The sequence below is a fragment of the Jannaschia sp. W003 genome, assembly GCF_025144335.1.
Lineage (GTDB): Bacteria > Pseudomonadota > Alphaproteobacteria > Rhodobacterales > Rhodobacteraceae > Jannaschia.
In genome coordinates, this window is record NZ_CP083539.1 from 134167 (window position 1) to 155011 (window position 20845).

Genomic DNA, 20845 nt, shown 5'->3' on the forward strand with positions numbered 1-20845 from the left:
CGCGCCGGGGCGTGCGCACGACGAAGCCTGTCGCCTCCTACGAGGCCTCCGGCACCGGCTCGCGCGGCGAGGCCGTCGGCGGCGCCGGCCGGAACAGGTAGACCAGCCCTCCGAACGCGCCGACCAGCAGGACCAGCCCGAACTCGAGCCATGCGAAGGCGAGCGCGTCGCTCTCGGCGACCCCGGCGACGCCCAGCAGGAACACGAACGCCGTCTCGCGCAGGCCGATGCCGTTGATGCTGATCGGCAGCATCATCACGAAGATCGCCAGCGGGATGATCGCGTAGAAGGTGGCGTAGGGCACCTCCAGCGACAGCGCGCGCGACAGCATCCAGTAGAACGTCACCACGTTGACCTGCAGCAGCAGCGAGCACAGCGCCGCCCTCGCGAACGCCCCGTGGGCCCCGCGATAGACGCGCAGGGCGTCGGCGACCTTGCCGGCCATCCGGGCGAGCGCCGAGGGCACCCAGCCCGGCACGCCGCCGCGCCGCCCGAACAGCAGCCCCGCCAGGATCAGCAGCGCCGCCGCGGTCCCGATCGACAGGGGCAGCAGCACGCCCGACAGCCCCGGGATCGTGCTGCCCAGCACGGCCAGCGCGGCGAAGGCGAACACGGCCAGGGCCAGCAGGCCGAGCAGCCGGTCCACGAAGAGCGACATCAGCGCGAACCCCGAAGACGCGCCCACGCGCCACGCGTCGTGGGCGCGCAGCGCGTCGCCGCCGATCACCGAGGGCATGAACTGGCGCACGAACAGCGACGAGAGCGTGGACACGACGAGGAAGGGATAGCCCGGCCGCACGCCGCCCGCCGCCAGAAGGATGCGCCAGCGCAGCGCGATGATGGAGGCCCCGAGGATCTGGGCGGCGAAGGCCAGCGCGAACCAGCCCGGCTCGGTCTCCGAAAGCGCCGCCAGGACCGGCGCGAGGTCGGTGCGCCACACGATCCAGGCGAAGAGCCCCGCCGAGACCGCGAACTTGAGCCAGAACCCCGGCCCCCATCCGCGCCGCCGCCCGGCGCGCGCCGGTGGTGCCTCGTCCATCCTGAATTCCGATCCTCGAATGCCCCCGCAGGCTAGCGGAGACGCCTCCGTTCTCCAAGCGCCGCTGCGGCAATCGCTTGACAGGAGGGCGCGACGTGGGTGCAGATTTACCATGGGTCAACGTGGCTCGCCCGATCCGAGCCCGATCGCAGGACGTCGACATCGAGACCAGCGCGTTCCTCCCTGCCCGAGCCCCGCTCGCGCGCCGCCCCCGGCGGCCCCTCCCGGTCCGCCGGCGCCGCGGGACGGGGCCGTGAGCCGCCCCGCCTACCGTGCGGACATCGACGGACTGCGGGCCGTCGCAGTGCTGCCCGTGGTGCTGTTCCACGCGGGCTTCGCTTGGATGCCGGGCGGCTTCGTGGGCGTCGATGTGTTCTTCGTCATCTCCGGCTACCTCATCACCACGATCGTCTCGCGCGAGATCGCCGCAGGCGCCTTCTCGCTCCTGCACTTCTACGAGCGGCGCATCCGCCGCATCCTGCCCGCGCTGTTCGCGGTGATCGCCGTGGTGCTGGTCGGCGCGACGATCCTGTTCGTGCCGTCCGACCTGGCCAACGCGGCGCAGAGCGCGGCGGCGGCGGCGCTCTTCTCGGCGAACGTCCTGTTCTGGCTGGAGGCGGGCTATTTCGACGCCGCGTCCTACGGCAAGCCCCTCCTGCACACCTGGTCGCTGGGTATCGAGGAGCAGTTCTACATCGTGCTGCCGATCCTGCTGATCGCGGTGGCGCGGCGGGGCGGGCGGATGCTGCCCTGGGTCGCCGGCATCACCGCCGTCTCGCTGGCGCTGAGCGTGGCGACCACGCCGGCGGTGCCGACGGCGGCCTACTACCTGCTGCCCTGGCGGGCCTGGGAGCTGGGGCTGGGGGCGCTGCTGGCGCTCGGCGCCGTGCCCGCGATCGGACGGCCCTGGCTGCGCGAGGTCGCCGCCGCGGCCGGCCTCGCGATGATCCTGGCCTCCGCGCTCCTCATCACCCGCGCCACGCCCTTCCCCGGCGCGGCCGCACTCGTGCCGACCCTGGGCGCGGCGCTGGTGATCCATGCCGGGCGCGAGGGCGCGACCGGGGCGGGCCGCCTCCTGTCCACCGCCCTGCCGGTGTGGATCGGGCGGATCTCCTACTCGCTCTATCTCTGGCACTGGCCGGTGATCGTGGCCTTTGTCTACCTCGCGCTCCGCATGCCCTCCGGCGCCGAGGCGGCCGGGCTGATCGCGCTGTCCGTGGCGCTGGCCTGGGTCAGCTTCCGCTTCATCGAGCAGCCGTTCCGACACGGGGGCGACGGGCGCACGCGCCGCCGCATTTTCGGCGCGGCGGCCCTGGGCACGGGCGCGGTCGTCGCGCTCGCCGGCCTCGTGGTGGTCACCGGCGGCCTGCCCGGACGCCTGCCCGAGGACGCCCGCCGCATCGCCGCCTTCTCGTGGGACACGCCGGAATGGGCGGGCCCGTGCTACCGGCGCAAGACCTCCGAGGAGACCTGGAGCGTACCTTGCGTGTTCGGGGCCGAGGCGGGGGCGGCCCGGCTCGCCGTCTGGGGCGACAGCCACGCGCCGACCCTGGTGCCGGCGCTCGACGAGGCGGCGCGGGCGCGCGGCATCGCCGTCGCCCTCTATGCCCGCGACGGCTGCCCCCCGATCGAGACCTTCGAGGTCTACTGGGTGGGCCAGGCCCACGACTGCTCGGCGTACCTCGCCGAGACCTACCGCGCGATCCTCGCCGATCCCGCGATCGACCGCGTGGTGATCGCCCTGCGCGCGCAGATCTACACGCAGGGCTGGCACGCCGACGGCCTCGCCGAGCGGGACCGCACGCCGCTGCTGGTGGGCACCGACGACGCGGTGCTGTCGCCGGACGCCGACCGCACCGCCTTCTTCCTCGCGGGGCTGGACCGCACGGTCGCCGCGCTGCGGGCGGCGGGCAAGTCCGTGGCGCTGGTCTATCCGCTGCCCGAGGCCGGGTTCGACGTGCCCGCGGGCGTGATGCGCGCGACGCTGTGGCGCAACGGCGATCCCCACGTGCCGCGCGCCGCCTTCGACGGCCGCGCGGCGGCGATCATCGCGGGCTACGACGCCATCGTCGCGCGGCACGGCGCGATCCCGATCCGCCTCGACCAGGCGGTCTGCGGCGCCGAGTCCTGCCCGCTCGTGTTCGAGGGGGCGCCGATCTTCCGCGACTCCAACCACCTGACGCAGACCGCGGCGCGTGCGCTGGAGCCCCACCTTTTGCCGGCGCTGGCGGACCTCGGCCGCGAGACGCTGGGTGACTGACGCGCCGCGCTCCGAACGGATCGCGAAGGACCGCGTCGTCGAGGCCCTGTCGGGCGACGCGTCGGCCCTGGAGAAGTACCGCCGGTTCTTCGTCGGCAGCGACCGCTGGTCCGACCTGCTGCTCTACGAGACCGCGGTGACCTTCGCCGCGCCGCTGCCCGGGGCGGCCGGATTCGCGCTGCGCAAGCTGCTGTTCGCGCGCCTCTTCGGCGAGGTCGGCCGCGGCGCGAACTTCGGCCGCGGCCTGTCGCTGCGCCATCCGGGCCGGATGCGGATCGGGGCAGGCGTGGCGATCGACGACAACTGCGCGCTCGACGCGCGCGGCGCGGACGGGCCGGACGGGTTCGCGATCGGCGCGCGCACGCTGGTGGCGCGCGACACGATCCTGGTGGTCAAGCAGAACCACATCCGGATCGGGGCCGACTGCTCGATCGGCAGCCAGTGCTGCCTCAGCGCCGTGTCGGGCATCGAGATCGGCGACTTCGCTATCATCGCGGGCCAGTGCTACATCGGCGGCGGCCGCTACAGGACCGAGACCGGCGGCACCCCGATGGTGCGGCAGGGGCTGGAGACCAGGGGACCGGTGGTGATCGGCCGCGACGTCTGGCTCGGCGCCGGGGCGCGCGTGCTCGACGGCGCGCGGATCGGCGAGGGCGCGATCGTGGCGGCCGGCGCGGTGGTGACGGGCGACGTCGCGGCGGGCGAGATCGTCGGCGGCGTTCCCGCCCGCCGGATCGGGACGCGGGGCGCCGCCATCGAGGCCTAGCGGCGCCGGCGGCGCCGCAGCAGGACGGCCCCCACCGCGACCCCCACCAACGCCGCAAGCACGGTCCCGGTCCAGAAGCTGCCCGGCACCAGGAGGCGCAGCGCCACGGCGGCGGCCGCGACTGCGAGCGCGATCCCCAGGGCGAGCCTCACGCCCCGGCCCCGGCGGAAAGCGCCACGAGCGCACAGAGCCGCGCCTCGGTCCGCGCGAGCACCCAGTCCTCGACGTGGACGATGCGGCCGCCGGCATAATCCGCCCGGATCGCCGCGCGCCACGTGCCGTCCAGGCTCGCCTCGGCTGAGGAGTCGAGCCCAAGCGCCGCGCGCAGGCCCGCCGCATCGCGCTCGGCCGCGCCGGCGCGCAGCACCGCCCGCCCGATCCGCGCCGCATCCGCCGCGGCATCCCGGCCGGGCCCCGCCACCGCCGCCACCGGCGCGGCCCCGAGCACCGCCGCCAGGAAGATCCGTCGGTCCATCATCGCGCCCCCCTCACAGCCGGCCCCGCCCGGCATCCTCGCGGAACAGGTCCGCCATCCGTATCGACAGCGCGACGATCGTCAGCGTCGGGTTGGCGTAGCCATGGGTCGGGAAGACCGACGAGCTGCCGACGAAGAGGTTGCGCACGCCGTGCACCCGGCAATCCGCGTCCACCACGCCGGTGGCGGGGTCGTCGGACATCCGCGTGGTCCCGCAGTGGTGCTTTCCCCGGGCCACGTAGTCGGGCCAGGCGTAGTCGTCGCGCAGCACCTCGGTCCAGCTCCGGCCGAGGCCCATGCGCCCGACCTCGCCCGCCAGGATTTCGGTCGCCCGCCGCACCGTCCGCATCTCGGTCTCGGTGAGCTGCCAGTCGAGGCCTATGCGGCGCTGCCCGAACCGGTCCCGCTCGTCGACCAGCCGCACGCGGCTGTCGGGATTCGGCACGCTCTCGATGGTCAGCCATGGCGCCAGCCAGTCGCGCGCGATCACGTCGTCGTCGCCGCCGGACCACCGGAACAAGGCGTTCGCGGCGCCGTCGAGGTCCGTCAGCACGTTGCCGATCTCGGAGGAGAGGTAAGGCGGCACGTCGCCGCGCCGGGCCGACCGGAACAGGTTCACCAGCGACCGCGCGCCCGGCGACGCGTCGCCGGGAAACAGGTGGCACACGAAGCCGCCGATCTGCTCGCGCCGCAGGAGCGCCTCGGACGAGGCGAGCGTGCCTATCAGCCCGCCCGAGGGGAAGAAGCTCGGCTCGGTGTAGAGGTCGACCCCCGCGCGGTCGCGCGCCAGCAGGATCCGCATCGCCGGACGGATCGCGGCATGGTCGGCGAAGAACCGGCCGACCAGGTCGTTGCCGTTGCCCAGCCCCGCCTGCTGGACCCGGTTCGACAGGAACAGCAGGCGCGGGATCTCGATGCCCCCGGCGCACAGCACGAACCGCCGGGCGCGCACGCCGAAGCGCGGGCCGTCGATGCACGCGGCCCGGACCTCGGTCACCTCGCTCGCGGCGTCATCCGTCTCCAGCTCCTGCACGTTGGCGTGGAGGTAGACGGAGACGTTCCGCGCCGCCGCGAGCCGGGCCTCGTAGGTGAAGCCGAAGGCCGTCGGCGGGCTCTTGTTGACGCTGACGTTGCTGAGCTGCTCCGCATCGACCGGCAGCAGCGCCTTGCCCAGCCGCTCCGCCCAGAACGCCAAGTCGTAGGGACGTTCGGTCGGCAGCTCCAGGTAGGGCTGCGCCCGCATGTAGTAGTCGTGCAGGTCATCGTAGCCGATGGGCCAGCCCGAATGGGCCATCCAGTCGCGCCGCTCGAAGTCGATCGGGAGCAGCGGCATGCAGTTGCCGGCCCAGTGGTTCGAGGAGCCGCCGAGGAAGCGCAGCCGCGCCTCGTCGAGGGGGTCGTACTGGAAGCCGAGGTTCGGCCCGGCGTAGAGCTCCTGCGTGGCGTCGTCGTAGGCCATGCCGCCGCTCTCGAGGAGGACGACCTTCAGGGGGCCGTCCGCGAGCTCCAGCGCCAGGGTGATGCCCGCGGGCCCTCCGCCGACGATGCAGACGTCCGCGTCGAGAACCTGCCCGTCGGGCAGTTGCCTGCTGTCAACGATCATCCCGAAAGCCCCGTCCGACAAGCGCGGCCTTGCCGGCCACGCGCGCAGTCTGACCCGGGCTGCGGCCCGCGATCAAGGCCCGCACCGCGCGGCGGTGCCCGGAAGGGCCGCGCATCGTTGCCTGCGCGGTCATTCATCGTTTCGGCCGGATCATGGCGAAAATGCGGCAAGACGCGGGCAGGAGGTTTGCCAAGTCCGCGATGCCCGTGCTAGCTTTCCCTAGCGTTACCTTGCCGGAACGCGTTTGCCCGACCGTCCCGGCGCAGTTCGACCGTCAGTCCGTCACGGGTGCCGATTTCCGCCACATTCCGCGGATCCCCGACTCGACTGGCACGGGTCATCGATTTCGCAGGCACCCGCCTGCAGCCGGGGGATTCTCATCATCATGACTACCTATTCCGCGTTCCAGGCCGATTTCGATCCCTTCGTGCCCGAGCAGTGGCGCATATCCGACTACACCAACGGCGCCGGCTGGATCGACACGACCTGGACGCCGGACAACGTCCTGATCTCGCCCGGCCTGGTGGAGCTGCGCCTCGACGGACGCGACGGCGGCGGCAAGCGATTCTCGGGCGCCGAGATGCGGGCCACCGAGGATACCTTCTACGGCACCTACGAGGTGACGATGCGGCCCTCCGGCGTGGAGGGGGTGCTGTCCAGCTTTTTCCTCTACACCGGCGCGCCCTTCGGCTCCCCCACCAGCGAGATCGACTTCGAGTTCCTCGGCGGCGACACCACCGAGGTCCTCCTGAGCATCCACACCCCCGAGGGGGTCTCCTCCGCCACCGTCGACCTGGGATTCGACGCGGCGGCGGGCTTCCACGACTACGCCTTCGAATGGGGCCCCGACTCGGTGACCTGGTACGCCGACGGCGTGGAGCTCCACCGGATGGAGGACCTCGACATCGGGATGGCCGCCTATCCCGGCCGCACCCACACGAGCATCTGGACCGGCAACAACGCCTTCACGGGGTCGCCGGCGAACAACGTCGACACGGTCGCCGCCTACGCGTCGGTCTCCTACACGCCGCGCACCGCGCCCGTCGCCATCGACGACCGCGTGCTGGTCGCGCAGGGCGGCGCTGCGGTGGTCGACGTGCTGGCCAACGACGGGACGATGGGCACCGCGCCGCTGGCCTCCACCGTCGCGATCGCGTCCGGCCCCAGCCACGGCACGGTGAGCGTCGATCCCTCCACGGGCGCGATCACCTACACGCCCGACGCCGGGTTCACGGGCAACGACACCTTCTCCTACGTCGCCTCGGACGGCACGGAGCAGACCAACGCGGCCGACGTGGAGATGATGGTCGGCTACCCGGTATACGCCACGTTCACCTCTGGCGCGGAGGGGTTTGCGTATGCGGACGACGCGTTCCGGGGCACGGCGCAGCCGGACTACGCGTCGGGGGCTCTGGGGAGCGGGACGCTTCAGGTGGTGCTGGGCGGGGGCTCGACCAAGTCGGCGGTCACCGACATCTCGGGCGGCTGGAGCCAGGCGTTCACCAGCGCCGCGGGCCAGAGCGGCACGCTGACGCTGCGCTACCGCATCACGCTGACGAGCGACCTCGACGAGGGCGAGTGGGGCGAGGTGCTCGTGGACGTCGACGGCACCGAGTACGCGGTGGCGCTGATGGAGGCCACCGACGACGACGACGAGGTGCTCGACAGCGGCTTCGTGGACGTCACGCTCGACCTGGGCACGCTCGCGGGCGGCAGCCACGTGCTGACGCTGGGCGGCTTTCTCAACCAGCGCACCCGCTCCAACGAGACCGTGCTGGTGGAGTTCGACAGCGTCGCGCTGAGCCTGGGCGCAGCTTCACCCGCCGACGACGACGGCAACCTCGCGCTCGCCGCGCCCGACACGCTGATCGACGGCGCCGAGGCCGGCGCGGTGGCGTTCGAGATCAGCGGCCTCGACGCCGACGCCACCGCCACCGTGAGCGTCACCGACGGCACCGCCACGGTGACCGGCACCCGCGGCACCGACGGCACCCTCGTCCTCGACCTGTCGAGCCTCGCCGACGGGCCCCTCGCCTCCTCGCTCACCGCCACCGACGGCGACGGCGCCACCGCCACCGTGGCCGGGCCCGCGCTGTCGCTGGTGCCCGCCGGCGGCGACGACGACGGCAACCTCGCGCTCGCCGCGCCCGACACCGAGATCGACGGCGCCGAGATGGGCGCCGTGGCGTTCGAGATCGCCGGCCTCGACGCCGACGCCACCGCCACCGTGGTCGTCACCGACGGCACCGCCACCGTGACCGGCACCCGCAGCACCGACGGCACCCTCACCCTCGACCTCTCGAGCCTCGCCGACGGCCCCCTCGCCACCACCGTCACCGCCACCGACAGCTTCGGATCCTCCACCACCGTCGCAGGACCAGACCTCACGCTGGACACCGCGCCGCCGCCGCCGCCGCCGCCCACGCCCATCGAGGCCACGTTCACGTCCGGCGCGGAGGGGTTTGCGTATGCGGACGACGCGTTCCGGGGCACGGCCGAGCCGGACTACGCGTCGGGGGCTCTGGGGAGCGGGACGCTTCAGGTGGTGCTGGGCGGGGGCTCGACCAAGTCGGCGGTCACCGACATCTCGGGCGGCTGGAGCCAGGCGTTCACCAGCGCCGCGGGCCAGAGCGGCACGCTGACGCTGCGCTACCGCATCACGCTGACGAGCGACCTCGACGAGGGCGAGTGGGGCGAGGTGCTCGTGGACGTCGACGGCACCGAGTACGCGGTGGCGCTGATGGAGGCCACCGACGACGACGACGAGGTGCTCGACAGCGGCTTCGTGGACGTCACGCTCGACCTGGGCACGCTCGCGGGCGGCAGCCACGTGCTGACGCTGGGCGGCTTTCTCAACCAGCGCACCCGCTCCAACGAGACCGTGCTGGTGGAGTTCGACAGCGTCGCGCTGAGCCTGGGCGCAGCTTCACCCGCCGACGACGACGGCAACCTCGCGCTCGCCGCGCCCGACACGCTGATCGACGGCGCCGAGGCCGGCGCGGTGGCGTTCGAGATCAGCGGCCTCGACGCCGACGCCACCGCCACCGTGAGCGTCACCGACGGCACCGCCACGGTGACCGGCACCCGCGGCACCGACGGCACCCTCGTCCTCGACCTGTCGAGCCTCGCCGACGGGCCCCTCGCCTCCTCGCTCACCGCCACCGACGGCGACGGCGCCACCGCCACCGTGGCCGGGCCCGCGCTGTCGCTGGTGCCCGCCGGCGGCGACGACGACGGCAACCTCGCGCTCGCCGCGCCCGACACCGAGATCGACGGCGCCGAGATGGGCGCCGTGGCGTTCGAGATCGCCGGCCTCGACGCCGACGCCACCGCCACCGTGGTCGTCACCGACGGCACCGCCACCGTGACCGGCACCCGCAGCACCGACGGCACCCTCACCCTCGACCTCTCGAGCCTCGCCGACGGCCCCCTCGCCACCACCGTCACCGCCACCGACAGCTTCGGATCCTCCACCACCGTCGCAGGACCAGACCTCACGCTGGACACCGCGCCGCCGCCGCCGCCGCCGCCCACGCCCATCGAGGCCACGTTCACGTCCGGCGCGGAGGGGTTTGCGTATGCGGACGACGCGTTCCGGGGCACGGCCGAGCCGGACTACGCGTCGGGGGCTCTGGGGAGCGGGACGCTTCAGGTGGTGCTGGGCGGGGGCTCGACCAAGTCGGCGGTCACCGACATCTCGGGCGGCTGGAGCCAGGCGTTCACCAGCGCCGCGGGCCAGAGCGGCACGCTGACGCTGCGCTACCGCATCACGCTGACGAGCGACCTCGACGAGGGCGAGTGGGGCGAGGTGCTCGTGGACGTCGACGGCACCGAGTACGCGGTGGCGCTGATGGAGGCCACCGACGACGACGACGAGGTGCTCGACAGCGGCTTCGTGGACGTCACGCTCGACCTGGGCACGCTCGCGGGCGGCAGCCACGTGCTGACGCTGGGCGGCTTTCTCAACCAGCGCACCCGCTCCAACGAGACCGTGCTGGTGGAGTTCGACAGCGTCGCGCTGAGCCTGGGCGCAGCTTCACCCGCCGACGACGACGGCAACCTCGCGCTCGCCGCGCCCGACACGCTGATCGACGGCGCCGAGGCCGGCGCGGTGGCGTTCGAGATCAGCGGCCTCGACGCCGACGCCACCGCCACCGTGAGCGTCACCGACGGCACCGCCACGGTGACCGGCACCCGCGGCACCGACGGCACCCTCGTCCTCGACCTGTCGAGCCTCGCCGACGGGCCCCTCGCCTCCTCGCTCACCGCCACCGACGGCGACGGCGCCACCGCCACCGTGGCCGGGCCCGCGCTGTCGCTGGTGCCCGCCGGCGGCGACGACGACGGCAACCTCGCGCTCGCCGCGCCCGACACCGAGATCGACGGCGCCGAGATGGGCGCCGTGGCGTTCGAGATCGCCGGCCTCGACGCCGACGCCACCGCCACCGTGGTCGTCACCGACGGCACCGCCACCGTGACCGGCACCCGCAGCACCGACGGCACCCTCACCCTCGACCTCTCGAGCCTCGCCGACGGCCCCCTCGCCACCACCGTCACCGCCACCGACAGCTTCGGATCCTCCACCACCGTCGCAGGACCAGACCTCACGCTGGACCGGACACCGGTCGCGCTGAGCTTCGCGGACGAGACCCGCGCGCTCGTGATCGACCTGGAAGCGGGGTGGTCGGCGCAGGCCGCGCGGGTGCTGCCGATCGGGGACTCGCTGACCCACGGCTACAGCGGCGGGACCGACCAGGACACGTTGGACAACCGCGCCCTGCAGGAGGGCTATCGCGGCGACCTGTTCGAGGGACTTCTCGCGGCGGGCGCCTTCGTCGACTACGTGGGAGCCTACGCGTCCGGCCCGGACTGGCTGATCGACCAGGACCACACCGGCGCGCCCTCGCGCGAGTTCCGCCAGCTCGTGAACTCCAGCACCGAGGAGTACCACTTCCGCACGAACGTGATCGACACCGACGCGGACGTGGTGCTGCTGATGGCCGGCACCAACGACTTCTCGCACACGGGCAGCAGCTTCTACACCTCGAACTTCCCGGGGATCATGAACCAGGTCACGAAGGCGGTGAACCACTTCTTCGCGCTCCCCGGGGCCGACGAGAAGCATCTCGTGATCTCGACGATCCCGCCCAAGCTGAAGCAGGGCGACGCCTTCGTGTCGGAGATCGTCAACGAAGGCTTCAGCACGGTCGACGGCTCGCCGGTGATCGGGGACGCCGGCAACGGGACCTACCAGCCGGGCATCAAGGCGATCGTGACGGCGCTGATGGCGGACCATCCGACGCTGCACCTGCACGACGCGCCCTTCGACACCTCCGGGGTCGGTCCCGACCTCGTCCACCTGACCGACGACGCCTACGCCGCCTACGCGGCCAGCCTGCAGGCCCTGCTCGCCGACGAGATCGGCCTGTCGGGCGGCACGATCGACGGCACCACCCAGAGCTTCGGCCTCGCCACCGAGGTCGAGGGCGGCGCCGCGGGGGACTGGATCCTCGGCACCGCCGCGGGCGACCTGATCAGGGGCGGCGGCGGCAACGACATTGTCGACGGCCGCGGGGGCGACGACACGATCGAGGGCCAGGACGGGCGCGACCGGATCGCCGGTGGCGCCGGGGCCGACCAAGTCGCGGGCGGCGCCGACGCCGACACCTTCGTCTACAACACGGACTTCGCCGACGGCACGTCGGCCGCGGACGCGATCCTGGACTTCGGGCTCGGCGCCGACCGGCTGGTGCTGGCCGACGCCTTCGAGGGCGCGGTCACCGTCACCGACATCGCGGGGGGCGTGCGGCTGGCGGTCGGCGGGTTCGGGACGATCGAGGTGTTCGGCGCGCAGGCCGACGCGCTGAAGGGAGCGGATCTCGGGGGCGGGTCGTTCGCGCTGACGACGGACGCCGATCTCGTGACCTACTTCGCGGAAAGCATGCTATCACTGTAGGGCGGGACCGCCGGGGGGGACGCATGGACGGGGGGAGCGGACAAGCGCTCGTGACCGGCGCGACGGGCTTTACGGGCGGCCATCTCGCCCGGACGCTCAGGGCCCGCGGCTACGCCGTGCGCGCCCTCGTCCGCGACGGGGCGAGCCCGGCCGCGCGAGCGTTGGAGCGCGACGGGATCGAACTGGCGCAGGGCGACCTGACCGACGCGGCCGCGATCGACCGGGCGGTGGCGGGACGAAGCCACGTCTTCCACATCGGTGCCGTCTACCGCAGCGCGAACCATCCGGACAGCTACTACGACGCGGTGAACCGCGGCGCCGTCGCGCACGTCCTGGACGCCGGCAGGCGCCACGGGGTCGCGCGCATCGTGCACTGCTCGACCTGCGGCGTGCACGGCGACGTGGCCGAGATCCCCGCGACCGAGGAGACCGCGTTCAATCCCAGCGACGTCTACCAGCGGTCCAAGCTGGCGGGCGAGATGCTGGCGCGGGCCGCGATCGAGGCCGGGGCGCCGGTCTCCATCGTCCGCCCCACCGGCATCTACGGGCCGGGCGACCTGCGCTTCCTGAAGCTGTTCCGCACGGTCGAGAACCGCACCTTCCGGATGTTCGGCAGCGGCGAGATCGCCTACCACATGAGCTACATCGACGACCTCGTGCAGGGCTTCGTCCTGTGCGCCGAGCACCCCGCCGCCGTCGGCGAGACCTTCCTGATCGGCTCCGACCGGTACACCACGCTGAACGGCCTGGTGCGCGAGGTCGCCGCCGTGCTCGACGTGCCGCCGCCGCGGGGGCGCCTTCCGGTCGCGCCGCTGATGGCGGCCGCGACACTGTGCGAGGTGGCGTGCCGCCCGTTCGGCATCGACCCGCCGCTGCACCGCCGGCGGGTGTCCTTCTTCACGAAGGCACGGGCCTTCTCGGTGGACAAGGCCAAGCGGCTGATCGGCTACGAGCCACAGGTTCCCCTGGCCGAGGGCCTCAGGCGCACCGCGGCGTGGTATCGCGCGGAGGGGCACCTGCGGCCCGCCCCGGCCGGGGTCGCGGCATGAGCACGGTCGAGGGCCTCCACGGCCCCGTCGCCGACATCGGCGCGCCGGAAGCCGACCTCGACGCGTCGACGGACCGCTACGCGCGGCGCTTCTCGGGCCCGGCGGGGCGCTGGCTGCTGGCCCGGCAGACGCGGATCCTGCGCGAGCTGATCGCCCCGTGGCCCCGGTCGCGCGTGCTCGACGTCGGCGGCGGGCACGGCCAGGTCGCGGCCCCGCTGCGCGAGGACGGGCATGCGGTGCACGTCCACGCCAGCTCCGCGCGGGCGCTCGGGCGGGCGGCCGGGGTTCCCGGCGTCGAGTTCGGCTGGGGCTCGCTGACCGACCTGCCCCATCCGGATCGGAGCTTCGACGTGGTGACCTCGTTCCGCATCCTCGCCCACGTCGGCGACTGGGAGCGGCTGCTGGCCGAGGCCTGCCGGGTCGCGCGCCATGCGGTGATCGTCGACTTCCCCGCCCCCGGCGGCTTCAACCTGCTGGAGCCGGTCCTGTTCGGCCTCAAGCGGCGGATCGAGGGCGACACGCGGCGCTACGTGAGCCTGTCGCGCGCGGAGGTCAGCGCCTGCGCGCGGAGCCACGGCTTCGCCCACCGCCACGAGATCGGACAGTTCGTGCTGCCAATGGTGCTGCACCGAAAGCTCGCCCGCCCCGCGGTGTCGGACCGGCTCGAGCGCACGCTGCGCGCGGCCGGGCTCGGCGACCGGGCCGGATCTCCCGTGATCGCGAGGATCACCCGCGAGGCGATGTGAAACCCGGAACGCTGCCGACCGATGCCCACGGCCCGACCCGCGCCCCGTCGCGCGGCGGCGCGCTGGCCGTGGCGGGCGCCGCGGCGCTGCTCTTCGCGGCGGCGCTGCTGACCCGCACCGGGATCCTCGGCCTGCCGCCGATCTACGACGAGCTCTACCACCTGCTCCCGGCAATGAGCCTGCAGGACGCGGGCACCTTCGCCATCCTCGACGGCAGCTACGAGCGCGGTGCGCTCTACACCCGCCTCGTCGCGGCGTCGTGGGACCTCGCGGGGACGCGCGGCATGGGCGCCGCGCGGCTGCTGCCCTCGGCGGTCCCGGGCGCGCTCCTGGTGGTGGTGGCGACCGTGTGGGTCTGGCGCGTGGCGGGCCTTGCGGCGGCCGCGGTCTCGGCGGTGTTCCTGCTGCTCTGGCCCAACGGAATCGAGGTGTCGCAATACGTGCGCTTCTACGCGCTGCACGGTCTGGCGACGCTGGTCGCGGTTCTGCTCGTCTACGAGGCGCTGTGCGGCGCGCGGAGCGGCTGGCACCGCAGCGCGGTGCTGCTGGCGGTGGCGGGGGCGCTCATGCTGTTCGCGCTGCGCCTGCAGCAGACGACGCTGATCGTTGCCGCCGCCGCGGCGCTGTGGGCGGGGGCGCTGTTCGGGCCGTCGTGGCTGCGGCAGGTCCCCTGGCTCCGCTGGGCGGCGCTGGCGGCCGCGGCGGCGGCCGGGCTGGTGCTGGCCAGCGGCGCGCTCGACGGGACGCTGTCCCGCCTGTGGACGACCTACCGCTGGGAGCCCTGGCCGATCCTGCGCGACACGACCTTCTACCACCGGGACTTTCGCGACAACTACGCGACGTTCTGGTCTCTGTTCCCGTTCGCCGCGCTGATCGCGCTGCGGGCGCGGTTCGTGCCCGCGTCCTTCTGCTTGGTGCTCTTCGGCGCGACCTTCCTCGCGCAATCGTTCGGGGGGCTGAAGAACATCCGCTACCTCTACCCGACGATGCCGTTCTTCTTCGCGATCTGGGCCATAGCGCTGGCATACGTGGGCGGCACCCTGCTGCGCTACTTCGGCGGCGCGGCGGCGGCGCTGCTTCCGCAGCGCCTCGGGCCCCGGACGCGCCGGGCGGCGGTGGCCGCCACGCTCGCGGTCGCCGCCCTCTTCGCGGTCGGCTCGAACAACGCCGTGTGGAACTCGGCGCGCCTCGTCTCCGGCGCCGAGACGCGGTTTCTGTTGGGCAAGCGGCGCTGGCAATGGGAGGCGGCGACCGAGATGGCCGCGCCCTGGCTGGAGCGGGGCGCGGTCGTCGTCACCACCGAGGAGATGCTCGCGGTGCAGTGGCTGGGCGACTTCGACGTGGCGCTCAACCGGCCGCGCTTCTCGGAGATGGAGTTCTCGCTCGGCCCCGGCACGCGCCCCTACGCCGCGGACTTCCGAACCGGCCGACCCATCGTCGCCACGGTCGAGGAGTTGCGGCCCCTCGTGGCCTGCCGTCCGGTCGGCATCGTGGTGGCCAACGCCCCCTGGATCGACGGCGCCGACGCGCGCCGCCTCGGACGCATCGCCGCCGAGGAGGGGGCCGAAGTCACGGCCACCGCGCAGGGGCACATGTCGCTCCTGGGCTGGTCGCGCGCGGCCGGCGCGCGGACGGGCGCCGGCTGCGACGCGCTGCCCGGGCCCTCCGCCGCGGCGGCGATCACCGCCGGCGCGCGTCAGCCGAAGCCGGTCTCCTCGGCCAGCGCCGAGAGGTAGAGGCCGCAGGCCGGCTCCCACGGGTCGGGATCGACGTAGTCGAAGGGGGCCTCCGCCCCGCCGTGGATCGCGATGATGTTGCTGCGGGTCAGGATCGTCTGCAGGAACCGCGCCTCCAGCTCCTCGGCCGCCCCGATCATGTGCACCCGGTCGCCCTGCCAGGCGAAGTAGGCCTCCGCACCGGCCCGCTTGAGCGCGCTGCCCCGCCCGGCCAGCGCGGCGTAGTCGGCGACGAAGTCCCCGATCCCGTCGATCCCCAGCACCTCGGGTCCGAAGTGCCGCGCCAGTACCCGGCGCAGGAACGCGTCCAGACCGCCCATGGCGACGGGCACCGCCGCGGCGGCGGCGACGGCGGCGGTGCCTCCCAGCAGGACGGTGCGGCGGGACGGTCTCATGCGGCGCGCTCCCCGAGGCGGAGCGACAGGGCCGCCAGCGTCAGCGTCGGGTTCGCGGCCCCCCCGGTCGGGAAGGCGCCCGCCCCGAGGCAGGCGACGTTCGGCACGTCGAACAGGCGGCACTCTGCATCGACCACGCCCTCCGCCGCCGTGGCGCCCATCGGCGTGCCGCCGATGATGTGCGCCTCGGTGGGCTCCGGGGGGCCGAAGGCGATGCGCTCCGCGAAGGGCAGCAGTCCGGACAGCCCCTCGCGCGCGCGGGCCAGCCCCGCCTCCGTGAAGGCGCTGTGCCCGGTCCATTCGATCACCGGCTCGTCCTCCTCCAGCACGATCCGGTTGCGCGCCAGCGGGATGTCCTCGGCCACGAGCTTCAACTTCAGGCGCTGCAGCCACTTGCCCCGCTCCATCCGCAGCGACGGCGGGGCGTTCCAGCTCTCGAGCAGGACCGAGGCCGCCTCGGACCGGAACGGCCCGTCGTAGAACGCGTATCCAAGCCCGGTGATCGAGGTGCCGCCGTAGTAGTTGTCGAACGGCACGTCGATCCACGCGAACTGCCCGGCCTGCTCGTGCAGGCCCTCGCCCACGCGCGCGCCGCCGATGCCGGAGCGCAGGAGGATCGCCGCGTTGCCGATCGGGTTCGCGGCGAGGCCTATCAGATCGCCCCGCAGCGCGGTCTCCCGGCCCGAGGCGTCGCGCACCGTGATCCCCGTGGCCCGCCCCGCCGCCGTCTCGACCCGCCGGCATTCGGCCTCCACCACGAGGCTCAGGTCGGGGTCGGCGAAGGCGTCCCGGCCGTTCAGGATCGTGAACTTGGCATCGACCGGGCATAGCGAGCAGGACCCCGCCGCGCAGCACGAGGCCCGGCTGCCGCCGTTGGCGCGGGCCGTGGGCATCGGAACCCAACTCGCGTCCAACTCCATCAGGCGCCGCTCGGCGCGGGTCGGCGCATGGGCCGGATGGGGATAGGGCCGCGAGCGGGGCACGATGTGCTCGCTGCCGCCCCCGGCCACTTCCATGACCGCCTCGGCCTCGGCCATGAAGGGCTCCAGCGCGTCGTAGCCGAAGGGCCAGTCCGCCGCCACGCCGTGGCGCGAGCGCAGCGCGAAGTCGGACGGGTGCAGGCGCGGCGTGTTGCCCCACCAGCAGTTCGAGCAGCCGCCGAACTGGTGGCGCACGGCCCAGTCCTTCGGCTGGCCCGAGCTGTTGCGCTGCGCGGGCACGGGGGGGCGGTCGGAGTGGCGCTGCGCGAGCTGCGTCTCCCGGTCGACGTAGGGGCCGCGCTCCACCATGAGCACCCGCAGCCCCCGGCCCCGCAGGCCCCGCGCGAAGAAGCAGGCCGCGAAGGACGACCCCGCGAGGATCACGTCCCACCGCTGGCGGGCCGCTTCCTCCAGGCCGATCCGCCGCATCAGCCCGCGTCCGCCGCCACCGGGGCCGCGCCCCGGCCGAGGCGCGGCTCGATCACGTCCGAGAGGAAACCGTCGAGCTTGCGCCGGTAGGCGGCGGGGCTGAACTCCGCGGCGACCCGTGCCTGCGCAGCGGCGCCGAGGCGCTCGCGCAGTGCCGCGTCCTCCAGCAGGCGCTCCAGCGCCGCGGCCATCGCCTCCGGCTCGGGGTCCGCCAGTATGGCGATCGCGTCGTCCAGAACCTGCGTGTGGGTCGGCAGGCGCGTGGCGAGCAGCGGGCGCCCGCTGTCGAGGTAGGAGTAGATCTTCATCGGCGTGTTACGGCCTTGGGTCCGCGGAGAGGCGGTGATCGTGGCGGCTGCGAGGTAGCGGCCGAGCTGTTCCACCGGGCGCGGCCCCAGGAAATGCGCGCGCCCGCCGATCCCCAGTTCCTCGACGCGCCTCTTCGCGGCGGCGACGTGCGCGGCGCCCCCGCCGATGACCACCAGCCGCGCGGGATGCGTCGCGGGGTCCAGCCGGGCCATCGCGTCGATCAGCAGGTCCACGCCCTGGTAGCCCTCGAGGTTGCCCACGTACATCACCACCGGGTCCGCGAAGCGGCAGTCCTCCGGCACGCTCCGGTCCTCGCCCAGCATGGTCACGTCCTCGACGGTGCGCACGGGCACCTCCGGCGCGTGGCTCTCGACGATCTCCTGCAGCGCCCGGCAGCAGGTGACCGCGCCCGCGGCGCGGCGCAGCATCGCCCCCTCGGCCCGGTCGAGCAGCCGCCGCAGCCAGGGCGGGAGGCCGACCTTGTCGTCGATCTGCTCGGGCATCGAGCTGTCCACGTCGGCGAGGAAGGGAACGCCGAACAGCGGCCGCAGCGCCATCGCCATGAACGCCGCCTCCTCGACGCCGATCACGAGGTCGTAGCGCGTGCGCGCCATCCGCCAGCCGGCCATCGGCAGCATCACCGCGTCGGCCGCCAGCTTGCGCAGCGAGAAGCCGGGCGCGAAGCCCCGCAGTCCCGGCAGGGCCGGCACGCGGTGGATGCGGCAGCCCTCGATCTCCACGTCCTCGCCTTCGGGAAAGGTCAGCAGGTCGACCCGGTCGCCGCGCGCGGACAGCGTCTCGAGCATCATGCGGACCGCGATGGGCGTGCCGCGCTGCGTCATGAACGGCTGCGGCGCGAGCACCAGAATCCTCATGCCCGCCCCGGCGGCGCTGCGGGGGATGGCGGAGGAGGACACTGCGTCGCACGGAACATGGCACGCACTCGCCGGCGGAGGAATGGGCGGGCGGGCCAGCGGTCCGCCCCCGGTCACGCCCGCATGGTGGGCGCTCGCCGGGCGGATGTCATCCCTCAATTGCGACTTGTCCGGGAATGCCGGGCCCGCGCGCCGAAAGGCCCGCGCGACGGTTTTGGCTTGGTGGAATGGCGCCGAGGGCTTACCCTTACGTCATTTCAGCGAGTTGTTCTTCGCATGCCCATAGACATCTCGGCCATCGTGCCGATCCTGAACGAGGAGGAGAGCGTCGCGCTCATGCGCGAGCGCGTGGTCGCGGCGCTGGAGCCGCTCGGCCGCCCCTTCGAGGTGATCTTCGTCGACGACGGCTCCACCGACCGCAGTTTCGAGCTTCTGGCAGCCATGGCCGCCGAGGACCCCCGGATCGTGGTGCTCAAGTTCCGGCGCAACGCCGGGCAGACGGCGGCCATGACCGCCGGCATCGAGTACGCCCGCGGCGCGCTCCTTGTGACGATGGACGGCGACCTGCAGAACGACCCCGCTGACATTCCCATGATGCTCGCCAAGATCGAGGAGGGCTACGACCTCGTGGTCGGCTGGCGCATGAACCGCCAGGACAAGTGGCTGTCGCGCAAGCTGCCCTCGATGATCGCCAACCGCCTGATCGGGAGCGTGACGCGCCTGCCCATCCGCGACAACGGCTGCTCGCTGAAGGTCTACCGCGCCGAGCTGATCAAGAAGGTGCCGCTCTACTCGGACATGCACCGCTTCATTCCCGCGATGACCCTGCCCCTGGGGGGGCGCATCGCGGAGGTCGGCGTGCGCCATCACGCGCGCCAGTTCGGCGAGTCGAAGTACGGCCTGTCGCGGATCTACAAGGTGCTGATCGACCTCATCGCGATCAAGACGATCCTGCTGTTCGCGCGCCAGCCGCTGCGCCGCTTCGCGGCCCTCGCCGGCCTCGCGGCCCTGGGCGCCGCGCTCGCGGTCTGGCCGATCGTCTCCGCCGGGGCGGAGGCGGGCGGCGGCAGCGTCATGGTCTACACCACGATCGCCACGCTTCTGGGGTCGCTCGCGATCTTCCTGATGCTGCTGGGCTCCGTGACCGCGCTGGTCTTCCGGCGCGCGGCGGAGATGACCCCGTCGTGGCTCGACGATGGCTGAGATCCTTAGTGGAGCGGACACCATGACCAAGCACGATCCCCTCGCCGTGAACGCCGCCGACGCGCCGGCGCTGTCGGTCGTCATCGCGGCCGACGGCGACGGTGCGGGCCTCGTCGAGCTGGTCGACGGCTACCTCGCAGCCCTGGACGCGCGCGGCGAGCGGTACGAGGCGTTCCTGCTCCACGAGGACGCCCATCCCGGCCTGCGCGAGGCGGTGCGCACGCTGGCGGATCGCGCGGGCCTGCAGATCACCGCTCCGCGCCCCTGGGCCGGCCTCGACGAGGCGGTCACCGACGGCATCCGCCGCGCCGCGGGCCGCGTCGTCGTGGTCCTGCCCGGCTGGCGCGAGATCGACCCCTCGCAGATCGGCCAGCTGATCGACGCCGTGGGCCCCGACACCGACCTCGCCACCGCGCGGCGCGTGGGCGCCCACCTCTCGGCGGCGCAGAAGCCCCGCGTGGCGCTGGCCCACGGGCTGGTGCGGTCGCTGTTCGGCCAGAGCTTCGAGGACATCTTCAGCCGCAGCCGCGCCGGGTTCCGCGACGTGTTCATGCGCTCCGTCGACCTGGGCATGCGCCAGCACTTCCTGCCGCTGATCGCCGCCAAGGAGGGGTTCCGCGTCCGCGAGGTCGACGTAGAGATCGCCCGCGACGCCGTGCGCCCCGCGCTGCACCAGCTTCGGCCGCTGTCGCACATCTCGGGCCTCGTCGACATGATCGCGCTCTACGTCGCGCTGAACTTCCTCAAGCGGCCCCTGCGCTTCTTCGGATCGATCGGCCTGCCCCTCGTCGCGCTCGGGGCGCTGACGACCGTCTGGCTGGTGATCTCCCGGCTGGCCTTCGGCGTGGCGCTGGCGGACCGCCCGGCGCTGGTCTTTTCGGTGATGATGCTGGTGCTCGGCATCCAGATCGTCGCGCTCGGCCTGATCGGCGAGATCGTGATCTTCGCCTCCAGCCGCCGGATGCGCAGCTACGAGATCGACAAGATCCTGCGCGGCCGCCCCCCGGAGTAGCCGCGGCGGCGC

The 20845-nt window shown here is 73.3% G+C and carries 15 protein-coding genes; 8 read left to right on the top strand and 7 right to left on the bottom strand.

The genetic code is table 11. The annotated features are described in order from the left end of the window. Nucleotides 1–37 precede the first annotated feature (37 nt). Complete coding sequence (locus tag K3554_RS00570; RefSeq protein ID WP_259942314.1) at nucleotides 38–1039, bottom strand: lysylphosphatidylglycerol synthase transmembrane domain-containing protein; 1002 nt, start codon at nucleotides 1037–1039, stop codon at nucleotides 38–40. Between the two features lie 253 nt (nucleotides 1040–1292). Between K3554_RS00570 and K3554_RS00575 the strand changes: the two genes are divergently transcribed. Both K3554_RS00575 and K3554_RS00580 read left to right on the top strand, forming a co-directional pair. Next, the gene (locus K3554_RS00575; RefSeq protein ID WP_259942317.1) at nucleotides 1293–3299 is read left to right on the top strand and encodes an acyltransferase family protein; all 2007 of its coding nucleotides are present in this window, start codon (nucleotides 1293–1295) and stop codon (nucleotides 3297–3299) included. Next, nucleotides 3292–4065, top strand: coding sequence for a DapH/DapD/GlmU-related protein (locus tag K3554_RS00580; protein ID WP_259942319.1), 774 nt, complete (start codon nucleotides 3292–3294; stop codon nucleotides 4063–4065). Before K3554_RS00575 ends, K3554_RS00580 begins: the two co-directional genes overlap by 8 nt. On the opposite strand, the gene K3554_RS00585 is transcribed toward K3554_RS00580, so the two are convergent. Genes K3554_RS00585 through K3554_RS00595 form a run of 3 tightly spaced genes read right to left on the bottom strand, consistent with a single transcriptional unit; the run spans nucleotide 4062 to nucleotide 6143 of the window. Continuing rightward, nucleotides 4062–4217 carry a hypothetical protein gene (locus tag K3554_RS00585; RefSeq protein ID WP_259942321.1) on the bottom strand — a complete coding sequence of 52 codons (156 nt, stop codon included), beginning with the start codon at nucleotides 4215–4217 and terminating at the stop codon, nucleotides 4062–4064. The two genes, K3554_RS00580 and K3554_RS00585, sit on opposite strands and share 4 nt — an antisense overlap. After that, on the bottom strand, nucleotides 4214–4540 hold the full coding sequence (locus K3554_RS00590) for a hypothetical protein (RefSeq protein WP_259942323.1): 327 nt from the start codon (nucleotides 4538–4540) through the stop codon (nucleotides 4214–4216). Before K3554_RS00590 ends, K3554_RS00585 begins: the two co-directional genes overlap by 4 nt. A gap of 13 nt (nucleotides 4541–4553) precedes the next feature. Beyond that, nucleotides 4554–6143: a GMC oxidoreductase gene (locus K3554_RS00595; protein ID WP_259942326.1), complete on the bottom strand. Its 1590-nt coding sequence runs from the start codon at nucleotides 6141–6143 to the stop codon at nucleotides 4554–4556. Between the two features lie 385 nt (nucleotides 6144–6528). On the opposite strand from K3554_RS00595, the gene K3554_RS00600 reads away from it, so the two are divergent. Genes K3554_RS00600 through K3554_RS00615 form a run of 4 tightly spaced genes read left to right on the top strand, consistent with a single transcriptional unit; the run spans nucleotide 6529 to nucleotide 15630 of the window. Continuing rightward, nucleotides 6529–12099 carry a family 16 glycosylhydrolase gene (locus K3554_RS00600; RefSeq protein WP_259942328.1) on the top strand — a complete coding sequence of 1857 codons (5571 nt, stop codon included), beginning with the start codon at nucleotides 6529–6531 and terminating at the stop codon, nucleotides 12097–12099. 50 nt (nucleotides 12100–12149) lie between these two features. After that, nucleotides 12150–13148 carry an NAD(P)-dependent oxidoreductase gene (locus K3554_RS00605; protein ID WP_259942330.1) on the top strand — a complete coding sequence of 333 codons (999 nt, stop codon included), beginning with the start codon at nucleotides 12150–12152 and terminating at the stop codon, nucleotides 13146–13148. Then, nucleotides 13145–13894, top strand: a complete 750-nt coding sequence (locus K3554_RS00610; RefSeq protein ID WP_259942333.1) for a class I SAM-dependent methyltransferase — start codon at nucleotides 13145–13147, stop codon at nucleotides 13892–13894. The genes K3554_RS00605 and K3554_RS00610 overlap by 4 nt, the downstream gene beginning before the upstream one ends. After that, nucleotides 13891–15630 carry a hypothetical protein gene (locus K3554_RS00615; protein WP_259942335.1) on the top strand — a complete coding sequence of 580 codons (1740 nt, stop codon included), beginning with the start codon at nucleotides 13891–13893 and terminating at the stop codon, nucleotides 15628–15630. The genes K3554_RS00610 and K3554_RS00615 overlap by 4 nt, the downstream gene beginning before the upstream one ends. On the opposite strand, the gene K3554_RS00620 is transcribed toward K3554_RS00615, so the two are convergent. From K3554_RS00620 to K3554_RS00630, 3 genes are read right to left on the bottom strand one after another with little or no spacing between them, the layout of a single operon-like run. Beyond that, a complete protein-coding gene (locus K3554_RS00620; RefSeq protein ID WP_259942337.1) occupies nucleotides 15591–16025 on the bottom strand; it encodes a hypothetical protein in 435 nt (144 codons plus the stop codon). The genes K3554_RS00615 and K3554_RS00620 overlap by 40 nt on opposite strands. Continuing rightward, nucleotides 16022–17434, bottom strand: coding sequence for a GMC oxidoreductase (locus K3554_RS00625; RefSeq protein ID WP_259942340.1), 1413 nt, complete (start codon nucleotides 17432–17434; stop codon nucleotides 16022–16024). The genes K3554_RS00620 and K3554_RS00625 overlap by 4 nt, the downstream gene beginning before the upstream one ends. After that, entirely contained in the window at nucleotides 17434–18618 is a 1185-nt protein-coding gene (locus K3554_RS00630; RefSeq protein WP_259942342.1) for a glycosyltransferase family 4 protein, read from the bottom strand. The genes K3554_RS00625 and K3554_RS00630 overlap by 1 nt, the downstream gene beginning before the upstream one ends. 276 nt (nucleotides 18619–18894) lie before the next feature. Here K3554_RS00630 and K3554_RS00635 point away from each other — a divergent pair, with 276 nt between their 5' ends. Both K3554_RS00635 and K3554_RS00640 read left to right on the top strand, forming a co-directional pair. Further along, on the top strand, nucleotides 18895–19821 hold the full coding sequence (locus K3554_RS00635) for a glycosyltransferase family 2 protein (protein ID WP_259942344.1): 927 nt from the start codon (nucleotides 18895–18897) through the stop codon (nucleotides 19819–19821). Nucleotides 19822–19843: 22 nt separating this feature from the next. Continuing rightward, on the top strand, nucleotides 19844–20833 hold the full coding sequence (locus tag K3554_RS00640) for a glycosyl transferase family 2 (RefSeq protein WP_259942346.1): 990 nt from the start codon (nucleotides 19844–19846) through the stop codon (nucleotides 20831–20833). The last annotated feature ends 12 nt before the right edge of the window (nucleotides 20834–20845 follow it).

What these genes read in the sequence shown, in the direction of transcription:
- K3554_RS00570 (WP_259942314.1), bottom strand. Translation starts at nt 1,039, where the DNA reads ATGGACGAGGCACCACCGGCGCGCGCCGGGCGGCGGCGCGGATGGGGG.
- K3554_RS00590 (WP_259942323.1), bottom strand. Translation starts at nt 4,540, where the DNA reads ATGGACCGACGGATCTTCCTGGCGGCGGTGCTCGGGGCCGCGCCGGTG.
- K3554_RS00595 (WP_259942326.1), bottom strand. Translation starts at nt 6,143, where the DNA reads ATGATCGTTGACAGCAGGCAACTGCCCGACGGGCAGGTTCTCGACGCG.
- K3554_RS00600 (WP_259942328.1), top strand. Translation starts at nt 6,529, where the DNA reads ATGACTACCTATTCCGCGTTCCAGGCCGATTTCGATCCCTTCGTGCCC.
- K3554_RS00610 (WP_259942333.1), top strand. Translation starts at nt 13,145, where the DNA reads ATGAGCACGGTCGAGGGCCTCCACGGCCCCGTCGCCGACATCGGCGCG.
- K3554_RS00620 (WP_259942337.1), bottom strand. Translation starts at nt 16,025, where the DNA reads ATGAGACCGTCCCGCCGCACCGTCCTGCTGGGAGGCACCGCCGCCGTC.
- K3554_RS00625 (WP_259942340.1), bottom strand. Translation starts at nt 17,434, where the DNA reads ATGCGGCGGATCGGCCTGGAGGAAGCGGCCCGCCAGCGGTGGGACGTG.
- K3554_RS00630 (WP_259942342.1), bottom strand. Translation starts at nt 18,618, where the DNA reads ATGAGGATTCTGGTGCTCGCGCCGCAGCCGTTCATGACGCAGCGCGGC.
- K3554_RS00635 (WP_259942344.1), top strand. Translation starts at nt 18,895, where the DNA reads ATGCCCATAGACATCTCGGCCATCGTGCCGATCCTGAACGAGGAGGAG.
- K3554_RS00640 (WP_259942346.1), top strand. Translation starts at nt 19,844, where the DNA reads ATGACCAAGCACGATCCCCTCGCCGTGAACGCCGCCGACGCGCCGGCG.